Here is a 20,287-nt window from a genome sequence, read left to right on the forward strand (position 1 = left end):
AACTGGGGGTGGCTATCGCCGTTACCCTGATTTCCTAACTTTTACTTATCCATTTTTGGGCTTCCTATAAGGAATTTGTATGGGTTAGTTCGTTTTGACCTTGGGTTCCCTGCCTTGATTTGTATCGTAGGATACTAATCGTTGGGACATATAAACAGTTATGAGGATGGTCAGGAGTGCGCTCCTTATATTCAACCAAGGGGTTGAAGTCCCCACCAGGCGGTTATTTCGGGTATTGCAACCCTATTTCATGCCTGAACGTCTCGCACTATTGGGTATATTATAGCTGTTGGGGTTCCGATAGATAGTTACTACTTTACAAGTGTATAGTAGTATTTATGTGGCTGAGGATGGCATTTTGGCAGCTAAAATGAGGGTTAAATCATCATCGGTGCGCTGATTGACCCTAGGCGATCGCAAAAATGAAATTAACTGTTGTTCGGCTTCTGTGCGATCGCCGATAGTTTCCACAAATCTAAATAAGGGCGAAAAAAATGGAGGGTGTGGTTTACCTTCCGGCATTTTTAATCCTAACATTTGTAAACCATCGGAAAATATAGCCAGATACTTAGGCATTCCAGACCATACATGAATTTGAGCAGATTCTAAAGCATTGGGGGAAACCAGAAAGGTAGTTTCGTTTAAATATTCGCCACTGGCGGGAATAGTTAAAGCCATTAAAGTTCCCTGTTGATCTTCAACTACGACCGCGCCATCGCCTATCTGAACTATAGCAATGGTAGAATCGGTAATTACCCCTAAAATCAATGTGGTTGCTAGTTCCCGCGCCAATATATCCCTGTGGTCGGCTTCGGCTTCGATCGCCTGTTTGGTTTGGTTAACGACGGCTAACAATTGAGTATTCCAGTCCACGGTGGCGGTATCCTCAACGGAGGATAGATACTCTTCGATTAATTGGGTGGCGGTTTTAACTGCTAGTTGCGCTCCGACATCAGCAAGGGAAGCTGAACCGGCACCATCGGCTACGGCTACAATGAATTGATGGGGGTCAATCTCCCGATAAATATGAGCGTCTTGACAGGGAAGGGCTTGCTTTTCGTGACTGCTTCCAGCCACGGAGGCTGAGATAATTTGCCAGTAGGCAGAATTTGGGTTCATGGTAAAAGGTCTGCGATCGCATCAGTTTTTGGCTAGACAGTTCCCCATCCTGGCGGTGGTAGGGCTACCTGTTCATCGACTTTGGAGTGAGAAACTGTTTGCATACTGGCCGATAGCCAAATGAACATTTCCCGAAAATCTAACCCTTTCAGTTTCAGGGGGGTTCGTTCGGCAATCTCTCCTAAGCGCTCCATATTGGCACCTTCTACGCCTACTGCAAAGAATGCGACCTGTTTGTTGGCTTCCTCGTCTCGAATGCGTTTAATGGCTTGTTCTGTGATGCGATCGCTTTCTCCCTGGGGTTCGCCGTCGGTAATCATGAACACCCAAGGACGATAGTAGGTAATGCCATTATTGCGATACTCGGCTTTGCGACTGGCAATCATGTCTAAGGCTTCGCCTATGGCTGTTCCCATATAGGTTTGACCCTGGGCGGTTAGCATGGGGGGCTCAAAGCGATCGGCTGTGACAAAATCCTGGATGATTTTTACCTGGTTATCAAAGGTGATGACGGCAATCTCAACCCGTTTTTTGGCGAGTTCGTCTTTGATGAGGTTTTCCCTAAAAGTCATTAATCCAACATTGAGACCATCTAGGGGTTCTCCCTGCATAGATGCTGATGTGTCTAGCAATAACACACAGGGACACCGGGGCTCCGGGTTTTCGGCAAATTCAACCGCTTCCTCAAGTCTCATATTTTGATTTTTGACTCTGACCATCCACATCACCCAGAATACCAGTGAATCATCAACAATGAACAATGCACAAAGTGGCGTTTTTGTCAATAGGCATAAAAAAGGCGATCGCTTGTGGCCAGAAAACTCGTGCATCGCCAGTTTAATATTTTCGTGAGAGAATAATGTTAATCGCGATATAATCGGGGTTGTAGGCTATATTTTTGCAAAAAGACAGAGTAAGCCATTGGATGCGATTTATTTGATGTTATCATAACCCCCAGAATCTCGTCAACTTTTTGCGAGCAATTTTCCATAAATCTGTAATAATTCTTAACAGTCTTTTGAAAATCCAATACCTTGGGGATTGTAGATTATCAGAAATTATGAATAGCCAGCTATATCAATAGTCTGTTTAGGAAGATTAGCTATAATAGTCGCTAATTAATTATTAGATAGCAAATGATGATTAGCAATAAAGAAAGAATTGGGGACGCTTTAGAGTTATTAGCTGAGGGCTTATATCCTCCGTTTAAACAGGAAATGAAAAACAAATATTCAGACCAATGGCAGGAGGAAGCTCAAAAATATATCACCAAATACAAAAACATGAAAAAGCGAGAATTGGAGGAGAGGCTATCTCAAGATATCGGAGCATTACTGCAAGTTATATCGAATAAATGGGATAGTATTTTTAAAAACAATGAAAATGTTGATAATCAACATAAGGGGATAATATTTGAGTTAATCCAACTTAGGAATAACTGGGCTCATGGGAATGAATTTTCTGACCGAGATACAGAACGTGCTATAGATAACATGGTGCTGCTGTTGATGGCTTTTCAGGGTGAAAAATCCATAATTAATCAATTAAAACAACATCAGGAGATTATGTTAAGTAAAATTATCGAAGACCAAAATATGGATCCTGACCGAGAAAAAAAACTGCGGCGAGAATTATCGAAATTGCTGAAAAAAATACCTTTTCAAAATGTGGATTTACTCAATCACGCCTTAACTCACAGTTCCTATCTATATGAACACCCGAAGGAAGTTAAGCGGGATAATGAATTGTTGGAGTTTTTGGGGGATTCGGTGTTAAATTTTATATCGGGGGAGTATCTTTATCATAAGTATAAAAGTGTGGGTAATGAAGGGGATTTAACTAAGTTGCGATCGGCTTTGGTGGAAAATAAGCAGTTGGCTAAGTTTGCGGAAAAATTAGCCCTACAACAATATATCAGATTAGGGAAAGGGGTGGCGCTGAATCCTTCCTTATTAAGCAATACGTTTGAGGCGATGATTGGGGCTTGTTTTTTGGATTCTGGGATGAAGAAAGTACAGGAATTTCTACAACCTTTGTTTGATTCGGTGATAGCTGAAATCACTTCGCTTTCTCAAGGTAATTCGGGGAAAGTGGCGGCGGACTCGAAAAATAGATTACAGGAATGGGTGCAAAAAAATATAGGTCCAATTACACCAGAATATGAGACGATTAAGGAGGAAGGAGCAGACCATCAAAAACAGTTCACTGTACAGGTTATGGTTGAGGGTAAGGTTTATGGACAGGGTAAGGGTTTGAGCAAGAAAGAGGCTAGTAAAAAGGCGGCGGAAAAGGCTCTGGATCAAATCTATAAACTGGGTTTATGATGGGTAAATGTTGACTAGATAACCTGAAATTGTGATTAACTTGGAGTTACTGGAAAATGTCAATTTCTGCGAATGATGAAAATGTGCAACCGGAAGTTATCCGACTCCATGAGCAAGCGGTTTTGTATTTAAATGCAAGGAATTGGGCAGAAGCGATTAATTGTTGTGAAGAAGCGTTAAAAATTGACTCTAATTTTGCGTTGTCTTATCAAACTTTGGGAACTATCAGACAGTTACAAGGGGATTATGTGGGGGCGGAGTGTTGTTATCATAGTGCTTTGAAAATTGCGCCTAATTTTGCGGAGGTTCATGCTAATTTGGGGAGTCTGTACGCCAAAAATCAACGCTGGAATGAGGCGATAAATGCCTATGAAAGGGCTATTGAGATTCGCCCTGATATGGGGGGAGTTTATCGGAATTTGGCTAAGGTTTTTAGGCAATGTGGTGAGCCAGAAAGGGCGACAGAATATTGGTGTAAGGCTATTTTGGTAAGTGCGGACGGGGTGAGGTTTAAGGATTATCTCAATTTGGGGAATGAGTTACAACAGCAGCAGCAATTAGAAGAGGCGATCGCTATTTATGAAAAAGGAATTTTAAACTATCCGGCGCAATCAGATGTATTGTATCATAATTTAGGGCAAATTTTCGGACAGCAGGAAAGGTGGGAAGAGGCGGTTAAATGCTATGAAAGGGCTATCGAAATTAACCCTAACCAGTTTTACTATTATTATGGACTGGCGCAAGTTTTGAAAACTCAGGAAAAATGGTCGGAATTAATTCCGGTTTGTCGTCAGGCGATCGCTTTAAAACCTGATGTAGATTGGCTGTATATGAATTTAGGAGATAGTTTACTAGCGACGGGAGAAATTGAAGAGGCGATCGCTAATTATCGGGAAGCGATTAGACTCAATCCTCAGCTTTCATGGTTATATCAAAAACTAGGTCACGCGCTGAAATTAGTAGGTAATATTGATGAGGCGATCGTGTCTTATGAAAAAGCGATCGCCCTGAAACCAGAGTTAATATGGCTTTATGATATTCTAGCACAACTGTTAACGGAAAAGGAACGTTGGCAGGAAGTACAAGACCTATGTATAGAGGCATTGAAGCGCAAACCAGACTTTATAAAAGCCTATCATCATTTGAGCAAAATACTCAAAAATAGGGGTTTAATTGAGGATGCTAATAATGCGTTGATTTTTAAGAAATTATCATCAAAATTTATCCAGGAAATATTGCCTAATTTATCAGAAAAAACGACGGATAGCCAGACTCATCTCAGTATTAAATACATCCTGATATACCCAGCCCAGACCCTTGAGATTAAACCAGCCAATATTTTAATTCCTAACCTTCCCGAAACATTGACAACCTGTCAGATATCAACGGGAGATTTCGGCGTGGCTATTGTAGAAAATGGGCGTGTGTGGGGAGATATGGCGACCAGTGCAGTGTTCACAGATGATGGCAAATTAGTGACTGATTTAGCTAGTGGTGGGGCGGAGTTTGTGGCGGTATCGGAACACCTACCGCCACCGGAGGAAATTGATGGGGTGGTTGCGTTTTTGTCGGTGCGTTTTGGGGGGGGATATTTTCACTGGATGTTAGATATTATGGCACGTTTTCATTTATTAGAAGCTGCGGGAATTGACCTGAACTCAATTGATAAATTTGTGGTAAATGCTTGGGAGACACCTTACCAGAAACAGGCTTTAGAGACCCTAAAAATTCCACCCAAAAAAATCATCAGTAATAAAGATATCAATCATCTGAAAGCCACGCAAATAATTATCCCAACTCCTAACCTTTCATCCCACCGAGGCTTACAAATTAGCCAGTGGAATTGTGATTTTCTCAAACAAACTTTTTGTCCGAGTTTGGGGGATACTAAACAGCGAATTTATATAGATCGCACCCTAGCACCATCTCGCCAGGTCTTGAATAATTCCCAGGTGATAGAATGCCTAACACAGTTTAATATTAAACCAGTACAATTAGAATCAATGACTCTTGAACAACAAGCGGAACTTTTCGCTACTTCCGAAGTGATTATTAGCCCCCACGGTGCGGGACTCACTAATTTAGCTTTCTGTCAAACTGATACCACAGTTATTGAAATCTTATCCCCAGATTATTGTCCGTCAATTTATCGATTATTGAGTGGTATTTGTGAACTCGAATATTATCCGATATTAGGAGATAATTTGCCGGAAAATGAAGCCAAACTTATCGGCAAAAATATTAATATTGTCATCAATATCGACAGGCTTATGCAGACAATTCAAGCCGCTGGTTTGGCTTAATCTTAAAAATAGGGCGGCATATACAGCAACGGATATCCCGCCCCTTTCACCAGTTCCTCAATCGATCGCCTTTATCTCATCCATATTTGAGGATTTCCAAGGGTTCTACTTTGGTACTATACCCGCAGTAATAAATCTCCGGTTTATTGACTCCCCATGGATAGTTAAATTGTGGTTAAAAGATTACTGAGACTGGTTATTCCTGGGAACAGACATAATCAATCATATTAGATGTGGCGTGACTGCTTGGGGAATATACTTCATCGTAACCGCTGACATACCAGGTGCGTGAGTCACAGTAAGCTATTGCATAGATGGTTTCTTCACCAATGCTATAAATAAATCTCAGCCCTTCCCGGTTCCGTGAAATACTATCAGCATCTACATATACATCTTCCCCGGTGGCAGCCTCACCCATAAAAATCCAATTTTCCGCCCAAGCTGGGACAATTCCCCAAGAAAATGCGGTCAAAGCTATACCTGCCATTAAAGACCAAGATTTGGTTTTCATGAAACCTATTGCTCAAGTTTGTTTGTAGTTTGAGCATAACTTAACTTTGCTAAAAAGTCTCTAGGAAAAATCAAGATTTACCAACAAATTAAGGGAGGCTCAAAATCTATCAAAATCAGAAAAATTGCTCATCCCCCTTCGATGAAAGGTTGTTGATTCTACTATCATAAATTTGATTAAGCTATCAATTATACCAATGGTTAATTAATCATAAAAATCAGTCACAAGATACTCTATATAACTTAACTAACAGGTTCAACTGTTGATTGTCAATGGCTTTGACTTGATCGGAACCGCTGAAACTGTGATAAGTTGTTATGTTATTAATCCTAATATCTGATCAAGGAGAGTAGGGGAATCAATGTCTACACCCACGATTAACCCTTGGCTTATGTCCAGTCCAACTTTAAACGACATCATCCATAGAGACCCCCTAGCGGTTGTTCCTAATACCTCCCTCATGGAGGTCATGGCTTTAATGAGTCAGGAGCCCTCAGACCAGTGGGGAACAGAAAACTTCCCCCCTAACAGTTGTGTACTGGTGGTGGAAGATGGGAAATTGGTGGGTATGTGGACGGAAAGGGACGTGGTGCAGCTAATTGGTGCGGGGGAAAATCCGGGGGACTTGGTTGTGTCTGAGGTGATGAGACAACCCCCGGTAGTTCTGCGAGAAGCAGATGAGCTGGACATTTATGCAATTATTCAAAAATTAAAAACCCATAAAATTCACTATATCCCAGTTCTAGATGAGAAAGATTATTTAACTGGAATAATTCCTGAGTATCGGGTGATAGAAAAACTTTTTGATTCCCATACTAACCATGATATTCTCAGTAGAATTAGCCCCACTAAGCTGCAACAGCAACTGGCACAATTTAAGGCTAAATTACAAAATACCAATGCCCAACTACAGGGGGAAATCAGTCAACGGGGTATCATCCGCATGATTGAACAAAAATTGCGAACTGGTGAACCGAATTTTCTGACATTTTTTGATGCTTTGACTGATATTATCCTGATTATTAATACTCGCACCAATTCGATTCAGACTCCCCGCAAGTCCCGGCAAAATAATCATGAATACCTAGGTACAAAATACGAGGGTAATACATCTCCAATAATTAACCAAACTCGGCAGCTATTTTCTCCTGATTACCCGGACAATATTTTTAGAGAAAAAGTTAATCAATGTTTGCAAACGGGGAGAATTATCAATTTTGAATATCATCTGAATGTGGAAGGTGATTGCTTGTGGTTTTCGGCAAATATCTCCCCCATTTCCTCGGAATCTGTAGCTTGGGTTGCTCGTGATATTACTGAAAATAAGCGAGCTGAATCAGCTTTAAAAAGTCTGACGGCGGAATTGGAACAACGGGTACAAGAACGTACCCTTGAACTGCAAACAACTAATGAAATGCTCACGAGGTACTTGCAACAACAAAAAGAGTCAGAAAAGGAGTTATTGAAAGCCCATAAAAAACTGCGATCGCACGTGGAAAATTCTCCTCTAGCTGTGATTGAATGGGACCCAGAATTTAAGGTACAATATTGGGGAAAGCAAGCGGAAAAAATCTTTGGGTGGAAGGCTGAAGAAATCATAGGTATTTATTGGGGAGAATGGCCAATTGTTTTTGAAGAAGACCTACAATTAGTAGAAACAGTTATCGGTGATTTACTCGGAGACAAAACCAATAAAAATATTTGTAAGAATCGTAACTATACCAAAGACGGGAGAGTAATCTACTGTGAATGGTATAACTTAGTATTACGGGATGAGTCCCATCAGGTTATATCGATTTTGTCATTAGTTCAAGATGTGACTGAACGGGAGTTATTAGAAATTGAACGTTGTCAGGTTGAGGAGGCTTTGCGGGAAAGTGAGGCTCGCTATGCGACTCTTACAGATATTTCTCCGGTGGGGATATTTCGGACTGATGCTGAAGGTAAATTTGTCTATATCAATGAGCGTGGATGTGATTTGGTTGGCTGTTCAGTCATGGAAATGTTTGGGCATGGTTGGACTAAAAGGCTTCATCCTGATGACCGAGAGCGGGTAATTAATGAATGGAATAAATGCGTTAATAATCATCAAATGTTTCAGTTAGAATATCGTTTTTGTCATGGTGAAGGCCAGGTGGTTTGGGTTTTTTCCCAAGCTGTTCCTGAGCTAAATGATGATGATGAAATAGTTGGTTTTGTGGGAACTCTCACTGATATTAGTGAACTAAAATCCGCTGAAAAATCTCTGCAAGAATTGAACCAAGACTTAGAAATGCTGGTGGAACAGCGAACATCTCAACTACAAGAAACTAACGAAAAGTTGCGAGTTGAAATTGCGGAGCGACAAAAAATTGAGGCGGAAATTGCGACTAAGGCTTATCAGCAGGCTATGGTAGCTGAAGTTGGACAAAAAGCTCTCTTGGGTATTGACTCGGAAATATTAATTCAGGATATTGTCGGGATGGTGGGTCGATGTTTACAGGTGGATTATTGTAAGTTATTAGAAATACGGGTGTCTCAACCCGATCGCCTGACTGTGGCGATCGCTAACCATCAACACACCCATAATCATCGCTTAACAACTGACAAATATCACCAGGTTTACTCATTTATTTTACCTGAATCATCAACTACACCCTCTCCTAGCCACCACCGGAAGCTCAGACCAGAACTATCCTCGAATATTTATAACTTTCCCCATATTAATGGTATGAGTATTCCCATTGAAAGCCAAAATTCTTATTATGGTATTTTGGGAGTTTATACTACGGAAACCAGAGAATTTGTGCAGGAGGATGTACACTTTCTGCAAAGTGTAGCTAATGTTTTAGCAACGGCGATCGAACGGAAACACGCCGAAGATAAATTAATGAACTCCCTTAAAGAAAAAGAAATTTTGCTGAAAGAAATTCACCACCGAGTTAAAAATAATTTGCTAGTAGTTTCCAATTTATTAGAATTTCAATCTGATTACACTGACAACCCGGAAGTAATCAAACTTTTGTCAGATAGCCAGCAACGCATTCAATCTATGGCTCTGATTCACGAAAAACTCTATAAGTCAACTGGTCTGGATCGGATTAATTTTGGGGACTACCTCAATGATTTAGTTGAGCAACTATTTGACTCCTACGGTACAGAAGCTCACACAGTTGAGTTAGAATTAGATATAGAATCCGTTGAACTTAACCTAGAAACAGCTAACCCTTGTAGTTTAATTGTCAATGAACTGATATCTAATGCTTTTAAACACGCCTTTGTAGATGAACGTCCCGGTAAACTTGGGTTAGAACTTCATCAAGATAATCTGGGTATTATTACTCTGATTATCAGAGATAATGGGGTGGGGATTCCAGAAGGACTAGATATTCGCAATGTGGAATCCTTAGGGATGGAGTTGATCTGGACTCTGACTGAGCAGATAGAGGGTAACTTAGAACTATTGGAGGTAACCCAGGGAACAGCATTTAAACTGACTTTCTCGGAATTGTCCTATAGACAAAGATACTAAAATGATTAAATTGTTATATGGGAACATAAATAATGGTGATCAATCTTGTATAATTTATGATACCGTTGACTGTCCCCCCAAACCAGGTGCGATATCATGAATCCTGTCCAAATTCTGATTGTAGAAGATGAGTTATTGATTGCTAAAGGATTAGCTAGAAAACTCAAGTTATTAGGATATACTGTGGTGGGTATTGTTTCTTCTGGAATAGCTGCGATTGAAAAAGTAGCGGAAAGCAACCCGGATTTGGTGTTAATGGATATTGTTATTAAAGGGGATATGGATGGGATTGAAACCGCCGCTAAAATCCAGGAAAAATATGGAACTCCGGTAATTTACCTGACGGCTTATGCTGATGATAGCACCCTAGAAAGAGCCGAATCTACTGGCTCTTATGGTTATCTTTTAAAGCCTTTTAAGGAGCGAGAAGTTCATGCAGCTATCCGCATGGCATTACAGAGATATAAGCAGGAAATGCAAGTCAAGCAATCTCTGAATTTATTGCAAGATTTAGAAGCAGAAAAAACACGACTTTTATCAATAGCATCCCATGATTTAAAAAATCCTCTGACTTCTATTCAAATGTCTACGGATTTGTTAGCTAAATATGACTCGAAACTAGATGAGCAGAAAAAACTTAAACATTTTCAGCGAATCCAGTCATCAATTAATAGTATGAATCAATTACTAGAAGATGTCTTAACATTAAGTAAGTCTAGTTCGGGAAAATTGACTTTTGCTCCTAAGTTAGTTAATGTGGTCAAGTTTATCCAACTCTTAATAGACCAGTTAATGGTGCAAGTGAATGACCAACACAAACTCGAATTAAGAACCTCGGGAGATTTAGATGATCCGATCATGTTAGATGACAAATTGCTGGGTCATATTCTAGCTAATTTATTATCCAATGCTATCAAATATTCTCCCGATGGTGGGGTGATTAATTTTGATGTTATTCGCCAAGAAAATCAGATAATTTTTCGGATTAAGGATGCGGGTATAGGTTTCCCACCAGAGTATATACAAAAGCTATTCCAAGCCTTTGAACGTGGTTCTAATGTCGGAAACATCAAAGGTACAGGATTAGGATTATCTATTGTTAAGCAAGCTGTAGATTTGCATGGAGGAGAGATTACTGTTGACAGTGAATTAGGACAGGGAACCACATTTACAGTGATTTTGCCAATCACAGAGGTTTCCTAAATATCTAAATATGGCATAATTGAACCTATTAACTGATTTAACCGATCTAGGTATAGGTACAAAATTAGAATAAACGAAAGCAGAATTAATATGGCTAAAGTTTTAGTAATTGAGGATGAAGAGACAATTCGGGAGAATTTGGTAGAATTACTGGAGATAGAAGATTTTGATGTGATCTCGGCTGAGAATGGCAAGTTGGGTGTACAACAGGCTCATAAACATTTACCGGATTTAATTCTCTGTGATGTGATGATGCCTGAGTTAGATGGTTATGGAGTATTAAAGGAGTTAAGATCCCATATGGAAACGGCGACAATTCCGTTTATATTTTTAACGGCTAAAGCCGATCGCGATGATTTACGGGAGGGGATGAATTTAGGAGCGGATGATTACCTAACTAAACCCTGTTCTATGGAAGAATTGTTAACAGCGATCGCCATCAGATTAGAAAAACAGTCTTTAATTAAACAGCAGTCGGAAATACAGATGCGGGAATTACGGGAAAATATCACCCATTCCCTCCCTCATGAATTACGAACCCCCCTAAATGGCATCATCAGTAATACGGAGTTACTACTCTCAAATTTAGACTTATTTGAACCGGATGAAATCAAGGAAATTTTGCAAGATATTAGGATTTCCGGTCGCCGCCTCTATCGTTTAATCATCAATTTTTTGCTATATGCAGATTTAGAAATTATCGGTTTAAATGTAGAAAAAGTGCGATCGCTCCGATCCATTCAGGTCAAAGACAGCCAATCAGTTATTATCAAAGCCGCCACCCAACAAGCCCAAGAACACCAAAGGGAGACCGACCTAGAATTTGACCTAGAAAATGCCACAGTACAGATGGCAGCTAACCAGCTTGAAAAATTGGTAGTAGAATTGATTGATAATGCCTGTAAATTTTCGGAACCCGGTACACCAATTCAAGTAATTAGTCAAGTAGGTGAGGAATTTTTATTACTCAAAATAAGCGATCGCGGTCGAGGGATGACCCCAGAACAAGTCAGCAAAATCGGCGCTCATATACAATTTGAGCGAAAACTGTACGAACAGCAAGGCTCAGGACTAGGACTGAGTATCATTAAATGTATTGTAGAACTACATGGCGGCCAGTGGAGACTTGAAAGCGAACCTAACCAACAAACCACCATTTCCCTAGAGTTACCCCTAGGCTTGGATGTACTCCCAAGCTGAACTTAATAGCTTGACAAAACGCACAAAACATGGTATCAGCAAGCATGAGGACAGGGAGTCCTTCAATAGCAGCAAGACTCCCTATTCGATGAACTGAGGATATAGGTTGATGGGCAGGAATTACATCATTCCCATGCCACCCATGCCACCCATACCACCCATACCACCCATACCACCCATACCACCCATGCCGTCCATATCTGGCATTGCTGGTTTAGGCTCAGGCTTCTCAACCACGAGAACCTCAGTGGTAATCACCATTCCCGCAATTGAGCCAGCATTTTGAAGGGAAGAGCGAACCACCTTAGCGGGGTCTAAAATGCCTGCCACAATCAGGTCTTCAAACTTACCTGTTAAAGCATTGTAGCCAATATTAGAGTCACTGTTACGGACTTGTTCAACAATTACAGAACCCTCAACCCCGGCATTATTAGCAATTTGACGCAGAGGCGCTTCTAAAGCTCGTGCCACAATTTTAGCTCCCAGCTTTTCCTCTTCTATGGTGAAAGTCGAAGCCAGTTGCTCTACCTTTTTGACCAAGTGGATTAAGGTTGTACCACCACCGGGAACAATTCCCTCTTCCACAGCAGCTTTAGTGGCATTCAGAGCATCTTCAATACGGAGTTTACGGGATTTTAGTTCAGTTTCCGTAGCGGCACCAACTTTAATCACGGCCACACCGCCAGCTAACTTAGCAATGCGTTCTTGCAGTTTCTCCTTATCATATTCGGAATCAGTTTCTGCGAGTTGTTTACGCAATTGTTCGACCCGCTGTTGGATCTCACCTTTATGACCGGAACCAGAAACAATGGTGGTGGAGTCTTTGTTGATTGTGACTTTAGTGGCTGTTCCCAGCATCTCTATGGTCGCTGTTTCCAAGTTTAAGCCGATTTCTTCGGAAATCAACTGACCTCCGGTTAGAATGGCAATATCTTGGAGCATGGCTTTCCGACGTTCACCGAAGCCAGGGGCTTTAATACCGGCTACGTTCAACACACCCCGGGCTTTGTTGACAACTAGGGTGGCTAGGGCTTCCCCGTCGATGTCTTCGGCTATAATTAGCAGGGGTTGACCAGAACGGGCGACTTTTTCCAGGACGGAGACAATATCCTGAATGGCACTGATTTTTTTATCGGTGATCAGCACACGAGTATTATCTAACTCTACTATCATCCGTTCGTTATCGGTGATGAAGTAGGGGGAAATATAACCGCGATCGATTTGCATCCCTTCCACAACTTCTAATTCAGTGGTTAGGGACTTGGACTCCTCAACGGTTATTACTCCGTCTTTGGTCACTTTGTCCATGGCTAGGGCGATCATCTCTCCCACTTCCTTATCATTCCCGGCGGAAACTGTGGCTACCTGTTCGATCGCACTTCCTTCAACGGGTTTGGCTAAGGATTCAATTTCTTTAACCAGATACTGAATGGTTTTATCAATTCCCCGCCGCAAAGCTACTGGGTTGGCACCGGCCGCCACATTCTTCAAGCCTTCTTGTATCATGGCTTGAGCCAAAACTGCTGCGGTGGTAGTACCATCTCCAGCCACATCATTGGTTTTAGCTGCTACTTCTTGAATTAACCGCGCCCCTGTATTTTCTAGGGGGTCTCCTAATTCGATCGCTTTAGCTACGGTAATTCCATCACTGATAATATCCGGTACGCCAAATTTTTTCTCTATCAGTACATTGCGACCTCTTGGACCGAGGGTAACACGAACTGCGTCTACTAGGGCGTTGACTCCCCGCTCGATCGCTCGCCGTGATTCTTCGTCAAAGGCTACGATTTTTGCCATATTACACCTAATTTAGCTCTCCAAATAGTCAATTTAGCACTCATGGTGTACGAGTGCTAATTAGTGGAAACCGTACCAAATTGGGGTGTGGATGGTCCCAAGTGATTATTCTTGTGCGGTTAAGCTAAAAATAGTTATTGGGTCTCAAGGTCTAAGCCATGACCATGCCACCATCAACATTGATAACCTGACCAGTGATATAGGCGGCGGCGGGGTCAGCAGCCAAAAATCTGACTAACCCGGCGACTTCTTTGGGTTCACCGTAACGACCGAGAGGAATAAATTTCAGGATCTCTTCGCTATTCTTTAAGTCTTTGGTCATGTCTGTGGCTATAAACCCCGGGGAGACGGCATTAACTAATACTCCCCGACTCGCAAATTCTTTGGCTAGGGTTTTGGTTAAACCTATGACTCCGGCTTTGGCGGCGCTGTAGTTGGCTTGACCGGGGTTCCCCATTTGACCGGCTACGGAAGCAATATTGATGATCCGACCCGATCGCGCTTTCAGCATGATTTTAGCTACGGCGCGACAGCATAGAAACACTCCGGTTAGGTTAAGGTTGATTACGGCTTCCCAGTCGGAGGGTTTCATCCTCAACAATAGGGTGTCGCGGGTGATACCAGCATTGTTAACTAGGATATTGATGCCACCACACTGGTCTACAATATCTTTGATTAGCTGATCTACTTCCTCGGCTTGGGATACGTCGGCTTTTATGGCGATCGCCTCTCCTCCGGCTTCCGTAATTTCGGCTACTACTTTCTCGGCCGCTGTGCTAGAACTGGCATAGTTGACAACTACTTTAGCCCCTTGTTGGGCCAGTTCTAATGCGATCGCTGAACCAATACCCCTAGATGCACCAGTTACTAAGGCCACCTGCTGTTTTAACTGCTGCATTGATTCTGGTAACATTTCCATCGGCATTTGTCCTTTCTGGTTAACTTCCAACTTAACTATGATAAGGGTAATGGGGTTTGAGGTATCGGGATATATAATGGGAACTTGAGCAATAGCTAATTCATGGGGATTATGGCAGTTAAAAAGCAGTTTCATAATTTTCAGGAACTTCTTGATGGTTCCGAAGTCCCGGTTTTGGTGGACTTTTACGCGACTTGGTGCGGTCCTTGTCAAATGATGGCTCCGATTTTGCAGGAAGTTAACCAAGAGATGAAAGAACAAATCAAAATCGTCAAAATTGACACCGATAAATATCCGCAAATTGCCTCGGATTATCAAATAGAAGCTCTCCCAACTTTGATATTTTTTAAAAATGGTCAACCCGTAGACCGTTTTGAGGGGGTTAAACGCGCACCAGAACTGATTAAATGGCTTTATGGGTTGCTGTGAACTACCCGGAGTAGCGATCGCTTGTGGGGATGTTCCTTTCATAGGCGATCGGCCATCATACTTGAAATTCCTCAATAAATCCCTTATGGTGATTAGGCTTAGATTTGGTGTGGTAGTCCTGGATGTATCCCTTTTCTGGTTCCGGTTGTGGTGACATGAAACCACACAATAGTAAAGCTATTAATACTTGCACCCCGGAGATTTATGGTCTTTTACCTGTTCCCGAAGGTCCGTTAACGATTTCTGGAGAAGTTCCACCACCAACGGATTTAGATCGTCCGTCAATTCTGCTGTCCGTAGCTATTCCTACTTTTCGGGAAAGCCAAAACATACCCATCTTGATTGATCGCCTCACCGGGTTATTAGATCAACTAATTCCTCGACAGTATGAGTTGATTGTAATTGATGATGATAGCCCCGATCGCACTTGGGAAGTCGCCGCCAACATAGCCAGTTATTATCCCCAGTTGCGGGTTATGCGTCGCCGAGGAGAAAGGGGTCTGTCAACGGCCGTAATTAGAGGCTGGCAGGTGGCGGGGGGTGAGGTTTTAGCTGTCATTGATGCTGACCTACAACACCCATTGGAAACTATACTACAATTGTGGTCTAAAATTCAGTCCGGGGCTGATTTAGCTGTGGCTAGTCGTCATGTTTCCGGCGGTGGGGTTAGTGATTGGAGTTTGGCGCGACGGATTTTATCTCGTGGCGCACAAATGCTGGGGTTGATCATTTTACCCGGGGTGGTGGGTCGGGTTTGTGATCCTATGAGTGGTTATTTTATGCTGCGGCGCGATACCCTGGCTAATATCGACCTCAACCCCGTGGGATACAAGATTTTGATTGAGGTCTTGGGTCGGGGGAGAATTGCTAACATCCAGGAAGTGGGCTATGTCTTCCAAGAACGTCAGGAGGGATATAGTAAAGTTACCAGTAGGCAGTATTTTGAGTATTTACAGCATTTGCTAAGATTGCGGATCGATAATTGGCCAGTGGGTCGGTTTTTCAGATTTGCAGTGGTTGGGTTTAGTGGCTTATTTGTTGATATGGCTATCTTTTATCTGTTATTAGATGGCTGGGGTTTACCCCTGACCCTAAGTGCAGTGCTATCGGCGGAAATGGCGATTATCAATAACTTTATCTGGAATGATCAATGGACTTTTCGGGATTTGTCTCGCCAACAGTCTGGCGGTCATCAAAGACTTAAAAGATTGTTAAAATTTAATTTGATTTGCCTGATGGGGTTAGGATTGAATGTAATCATACTCAACCTGTTGGTTTCAGTGTTGGGCTTAAATGCCTATATGGCTAAATTGGGTGCGATCGCGATCGTGACATTTTGGAATTTCTGGGTTAACCTGAAATTGAGTTGGCGAGTTACAGAAGTGAAGATGTAAAAATTTAAGTGAGGATAACAGCAGCTCCAATGACAATGCCAAATTTTCTTATTATCGGTGCTGCGAAGTCAGGAACCAGTTCTTTAGAATATTATCTCAAGCAGCATCCACAGATTTACATGAGTTATGCTGAAGAGATGCACTTTTTTGCATTTGAGAACCAGAAATTGAACTTTCAAGGAATTGGCGACATTTCTTTGATGCGACGGGCTGTTACCAGCCTAGATGATTACCAAGCTCAATTTCAAGATGTTTCTGAGGAAATAGCAATTGGTGACAAATCAGCTTGGTATCTTTACCATCCGAAAGTACCGGAAAGAATCAAGCATTACATTCCAAACGTTAAACTCATCACTGTACTTCGCAACCCAGTAGATAGGGCTTATTCGAGTTTTTTGCATCTCATTCGGGATTACCGTGAGCCGATTCATGATTTTGAAGTGGCTCTGGAAGCGGAACCACAGCGCATTGACAACAATTGGGAATATTTGTGGCATTATCAACAGGCTGGATTTTATTACCAGCAGCTTCAACGATATTTCGATATATTTGCTCCTGAACAAATTGGAATTTTTATTTATGAAGACTACCGGAAAAATCCAGAAAAGTTTCTTTTAACTATTTTTAATTTTTTGTGTGTAGACAAAACATTCAAGCCGGACTTGTCAAAGAAAATAAATGTGGGAAAACTAAAGGCAAAAGTTCCTAAAAACCAGACCTTCCATAATTTTTTGAGTGAACCCAATATCATTAAATCTATGGTTAAAAATTTTTTACCTATCAGCTTGAGGGAAAGGATTCGGGAGGGACTCAAACAGACAAATTTAGGTCAGCCTCCACTCCAGCCCCAAGTCAGAAAAAAACTCTTAGATATCTATCGGTCAGATATTATGAATTTAGAAAGGTTGATTTCCAAAGACTTGTCTCGATGGTTAGAACCATAAATAGACCCATAAACTGTTTGATTGATTCAATATGAAAGTCATCCACAGTCTAAGTTGGTATTTTCCCCAGAGTTCCGGTGGTACAGAGGTCTATGTTGATGGTTTGGTGCAAGAGTTGCGATCCCTAGGAATAGAAAGTGTTGTTGGTGCTTCCCTAAATGGAACAAAGGAGCAGAGCTACCAACATAATAACATTTCCGTTTATCGTTATCCTTTATTTCCAAATCAGACTCAGGCACAACTTTACGAACTCGAACCTCCAACCGGTTTCAACTATTTTTCATCGTGGTTAGCCGACCATAAATCAGATATATACCACCAGCACTCTTGGCGATTCGGCTGTGGAGTACACCACCTTAATTGTGCTAAGGAAAACGGTTTAAAAACTTTAGTGACCATTCATATGCCAGAACCCTTATGTCTTAGGGGTACTATGATGCTACATGGCCAACATCCCTGTGATGGAAAAATTCAAGACGTGCGCTGTAGTCAATGCTTGGGATTGCCGGCAAAAGTGCCGAATTGGGCAATACAAGGATTAAGTCGAGTGCCCTCGTCTTTAGCCACGAATTTTCAAACTCAATTAAAAACTTCGAGTTCGGTTCGATTGCAGCAGTTAGGAAGGACAATAGGTACACCTCCAAAAGTTATAAATCATCAAAAAAAACTGCACAGAATGTTCGAGCTTTCAGACCTGGTTATTGCGCCTTGCCAGTGGATTTATGATGGCTTAATTGCGAACGGTTTTGCCAGAGAAAAAATTGTTTTGTGTCGCCAAGGAGTCTCGAATTTTAATAGAAATTTTGAAAAAAAGCAGAGCCAAGAAAAAAAATTAAAAATCGGCTTTTTAGGACGTTGGCAGGATACTAAAGGAGCGCAAATGTTGGCAGAAGCAGTACATCGCCTGCCACCAAATTGTCCGGTAGAACTGATTATTCATGGTATGGGTGGAAGTAAACAAGATCTGGCGAATCGAGAAAAAGTGATGGCTTTGGCATCTACCGACTCCCGAATTAAAATAGCCGATCAACTTGCGAGGGAAGAGGTTCCAAAGGCTTTGGCACAATTGGATCTCTTGGCCGTACCTTCCCAGTGGTTGGAAACGGGGCCTCTTGTCGTTCTCGAAGCTTTGGCTGTGGGGACTCCAGTTATCGGTTCCAAACAAGGTGGAATTGCTGAATTAGTCCGTCACGGCATCGATGGTTGGCTGGTTCCCGTCACTGTAGAAGCTTGGCAAGAAGCCATTGCCTATCTCGCTGTGAGGCGAGATGTAGTCCACCAATTAAGTCAGTCTATAAAGCCAGTCCGGACGATGAAAGAAGTTAGTAAAGAAATGGTTGTACTTTATCAAAAAGTGTTGAATTAAAATTAGAGAACCCAATTGTATAATTGATTCACTCAAAATTCATGAAAGTCAAAAAAAAGTATGAAAGTCCAACCCCATGATTTAAAAAAATTGAAAATTTCGATCATCAGCCCAGAAATGTCGGGGGCTGGAGTGGTGAGGTCTTTTTTGATCGCCCAAGCTTTAAAAATGCTAAATTATCAAGTAGAAATTCTGGGTTTTTTGGTAGAAGGTAAAAATATTTATGTGACTCCAGCTTTTGATGTTTCTATTTTCTCCGTAGCCGTAGATGATAATTATCAAAATTTCATATCCGCATCCCCAAAAATTCTTGAAAAAGTTGATGGAGATATCATTTATGCGGTTAAACCCAGAAGCAGCAGCTTCGGTATTTCTCTAATTAAAAAAGTCATGAGTCGTCGCCCCTTAGTGTTAGATATAGATGACTGGGAACTCAGTTGGCAGGGAGGGGATGACTGGAAGTATAGCCCAAATCCGAAGCAATTAGCCAAAGATATCTTGAAGAAAGATGGGGTTCTCAGGAATCCAGACTATCGTTTCTATTTAAAGTTGATGGAGAAATTAGTGTCCTATAGTGATGCCGTGACTGTCAATACTAAGTTTATTCAAAATCGCTTTGGTGGTGTATATTTGCCCAATGGCAAAGATACGACTTTATTCGATCCGAGCAAATATAATCCCGAGATGAGTAGAAGTCGTTATCACCTCAGCGAATATAAAATACTAATGTTTCCGGGTGCTCCTAGACCCTATAAAGGGGTAGAAGATGTATTGATGGCTCTCGATCTGATTGACCAGTCGGATTTCAAGTTGGTAATTGTTGGGGGTAGCCCCTATGATAATTATGATGATATACTCATGGAAACGTGGGGACGCTGGATTATCAAATTGCCAAACTTTCCAGCCGAAAAGATGCCGGAGATCGTTGCCGCCGCCCATGTTATTGTGGTTCCCCAGCGCGATCACCCGGCGACTAGGGCGCAGTTTCCCCTGAAGCTGACCGATGGAATGTCTATGGCTAAACCTGTCTTGGCGAGCCGGGTTGGTGACATTCCCGAAATTTTAGGAGATACTGGGTATTTGGTCGAACCGAACTCTCCTGAACAAATTGCGGACACACTCCAACTGATATTTCAAGATTTACACGTTGCTAATGATAGAGGATTACAGGCTAGAAAAAGATGTGTAGAATTGTACAGTCTTGAGGCTATGGCGAATGTTCTGTCTAATGTGATTTATCAAGTTATGTAAATTTTTACAACTCTGG

General features: G+C 41.7%; 15 protein-coding genes. 10 read left to right on the forward strand and 5 right to left on the reverse strand.

Annotation, left to right across the window (positions count from 1 at the left end):
* Nucleotides 1–336 precede the first annotated feature (336 nt).
* The gene (locus P5674_RS10670) at nucleotides 337–1,119 is read right to left on the reverse strand and encodes a PP2C family serine/threonine-protein phosphatase (RefSeq protein ID WP_006619749.1); all 783 of its coding nucleotides are present in this window, start codon (nucleotides 1,117–1,119) and stop codon (nucleotides 337–339) included.
* A 32-nt stretch (nucleotides 1,120–1,151) separates the two neighbouring features.
* Nucleotides 1,152–1,814 carry a vWA domain-containing protein gene (locus P5674_RS10675; protein WP_014276881.1) on the reverse strand — a complete coding sequence of 221 codons (663 nt, stop codon included), beginning with the start codon at nucleotides 1,812–1,814 and terminating at the stop codon, nucleotides 1,152–1,154.
* A gap of 441 nt (nucleotides 1,815–2,255) precedes the next feature.
* On the opposite strand from P5674_RS10675, the gene rnc reads away from it, so the two are divergent.
* On the forward strand, nucleotides 2,256–3,443 hold the full coding sequence (gene rnc / locus P5674_RS10680; protein WP_006619751.1) for a ribonuclease III: 1,188 nt from the start codon (nucleotides 2,256–2,258) through the stop codon (nucleotides 3,441–3,443).
* Between the two features lie 56 nt (nucleotides 3,444–3,499).
* A complete protein-coding gene (locus P5674_RS10685; RefSeq protein WP_006619752.1) occupies nucleotides 3,500–5,746 on the forward strand; it encodes a tetratricopeptide repeat protein in 2,247 nt (748 codons plus the stop codon).
* Nucleotides 5,747–5,942: 196 nt separating this feature from the next.
* Here P5674_RS10685 and P5674_RS10690 read toward each other — a convergent pair whose 3' ends face one another.
* A complete protein-coding gene (locus tag P5674_RS10690) occupies nucleotides 5,943–6,257 on the reverse strand; it encodes a hypothetical protein (protein ID WP_006619753.1) in 315 nt (104 codons plus the stop codon).
* Nucleotides 6,258–6,618: 361 nt separating this feature from the next.
* On the opposite strand from P5674_RS10690, the gene P5674_RS10695 reads away from it, so the two are divergent.
* The 3 genes from P5674_RS10695 to P5674_RS10705 all read left to right on the forward strand — a co-directional run bounded on the left by P5674_RS10695 (nucleotide 6,619) and on the right by P5674_RS10705 (nucleotide 12,171).
* The gene (locus P5674_RS10695; protein WP_315669984.1) at nucleotides 6,619–9,768 is read left to right on the forward strand and encodes a PAS domain S-box protein; all 3,150 of its coding nucleotides are present in this window, start codon (nucleotides 6,619–6,621) and stop codon (nucleotides 9,766–9,768) included.
* 96 nt (nucleotides 9,769–9,864) lie between these two features.
* Entirely contained in the window at nucleotides 9,865–10,971 is a 1,107-nt protein-coding gene (locus P5674_RS10700) for an ATP-binding protein (protein ID WP_315669985.1), read from the forward strand.
* A 90-nt stretch (nucleotides 10,972–11,061) separates the two neighbouring features.
* Nucleotides 11,062–12,171 carry a hybrid sensor histidine kinase/response regulator gene (locus tag P5674_RS10705; protein ID WP_006619756.1) on the forward strand — a complete coding sequence of 370 codons (1,110 nt, stop codon included), beginning with the start codon at nucleotides 11,062–11,064 and terminating at the stop codon, nucleotides 12,169–12,171.
* 120 nt (nucleotides 12,172–12,291) lie between these two features.
* Here P5674_RS10705 and groL read toward each other — a convergent pair whose 3' ends face one another.
* Both groL and fabG read right to left on the reverse strand, forming a co-directional pair.
* The gene (groL, locus tag P5674_RS10710; RefSeq protein ID WP_014276880.1) at nucleotides 12,292–13,968 is read right to left on the reverse strand and encodes a chaperonin GroEL; all 1,677 of its coding nucleotides are present in this window, start codon (nucleotides 13,966–13,968) and stop codon (nucleotides 12,292–12,294) included.
* A 151-nt stretch (nucleotides 13,969–14,119) separates the two neighbouring features.
* Entirely contained in the window at nucleotides 14,120–14,887 is a 768-nt protein-coding gene (gene fabG, locus P5674_RS10715) for a 3-oxoacyl-[acyl-carrier-protein] reductase (protein ID WP_035735013.1), read from the reverse strand.
* A 102-nt stretch (nucleotides 14,888–14,989) separates the two neighbouring features.
* Between fabG and trxA the strand changes: the two genes are divergently transcribed.
* The 5 genes from trxA (at nucleotide 14,990) to P5674_RS10740 (ending at nucleotide 20,271) form a co-directional block, all read left to right on the forward strand.
* Nucleotides 14,990–15,316, forward strand: a complete 327-nt coding sequence (gene trxA, locus P5674_RS10720) for a thioredoxin (protein WP_014276878.1) — start codon at nucleotides 14,990–14,992, stop codon at nucleotides 15,314–15,316.
* A gap of 122 nt (nucleotides 15,317–15,438) precedes the next feature.
* On the forward strand, nucleotides 15,439–16,710 hold the full coding sequence (locus P5674_RS10725) for a glycosyltransferase (RefSeq protein WP_006619760.1): 1,272 nt from the start codon (nucleotides 15,439–15,441) through the stop codon (nucleotides 16,708–16,710).
* Nucleotides 16,711–16,745: 35 nt separating this feature from the next.
* A complete protein-coding gene (locus tag P5674_RS10730) occupies nucleotides 16,746–17,654 on the forward strand; it encodes a sulfotransferase family protein (protein ID WP_006619761.1) in 909 nt (302 codons plus the stop codon).
* A 31-nt stretch (nucleotides 17,655–17,685) separates the two neighbouring features.
* A complete protein-coding gene (locus P5674_RS10735; protein WP_006619762.1) occupies nucleotides 17,686–19,020 on the forward strand; it encodes a glycosyltransferase in 1,335 nt (444 codons plus the stop codon).
* A gap of 60 nt (nucleotides 19,021–19,080) precedes the next feature.
* The gene (locus tag P5674_RS10740) at nucleotides 19,081–20,271 is read left to right on the forward strand and encodes a glycosyltransferase family 4 protein (RefSeq protein WP_006619763.1); all 1,191 of its coding nucleotides are present in this window, start codon (nucleotides 19,081–19,083) and stop codon (nucleotides 20,269–20,271) included.
* The last annotated feature ends 16 nt before the right edge of the window (nucleotides 20,272–20,287 follow it).

Origin of the sequence: Limnospira sp. PMC 289.06 (assembly GCF_032350395.1) — a bacterium.
Taxonomy (GTDB): Bacteria; Cyanobacteriota; Cyanobacteriia; order Cyanobacteriales; family Microcoleaceae; genus Limnospira; species Limnospira platensis.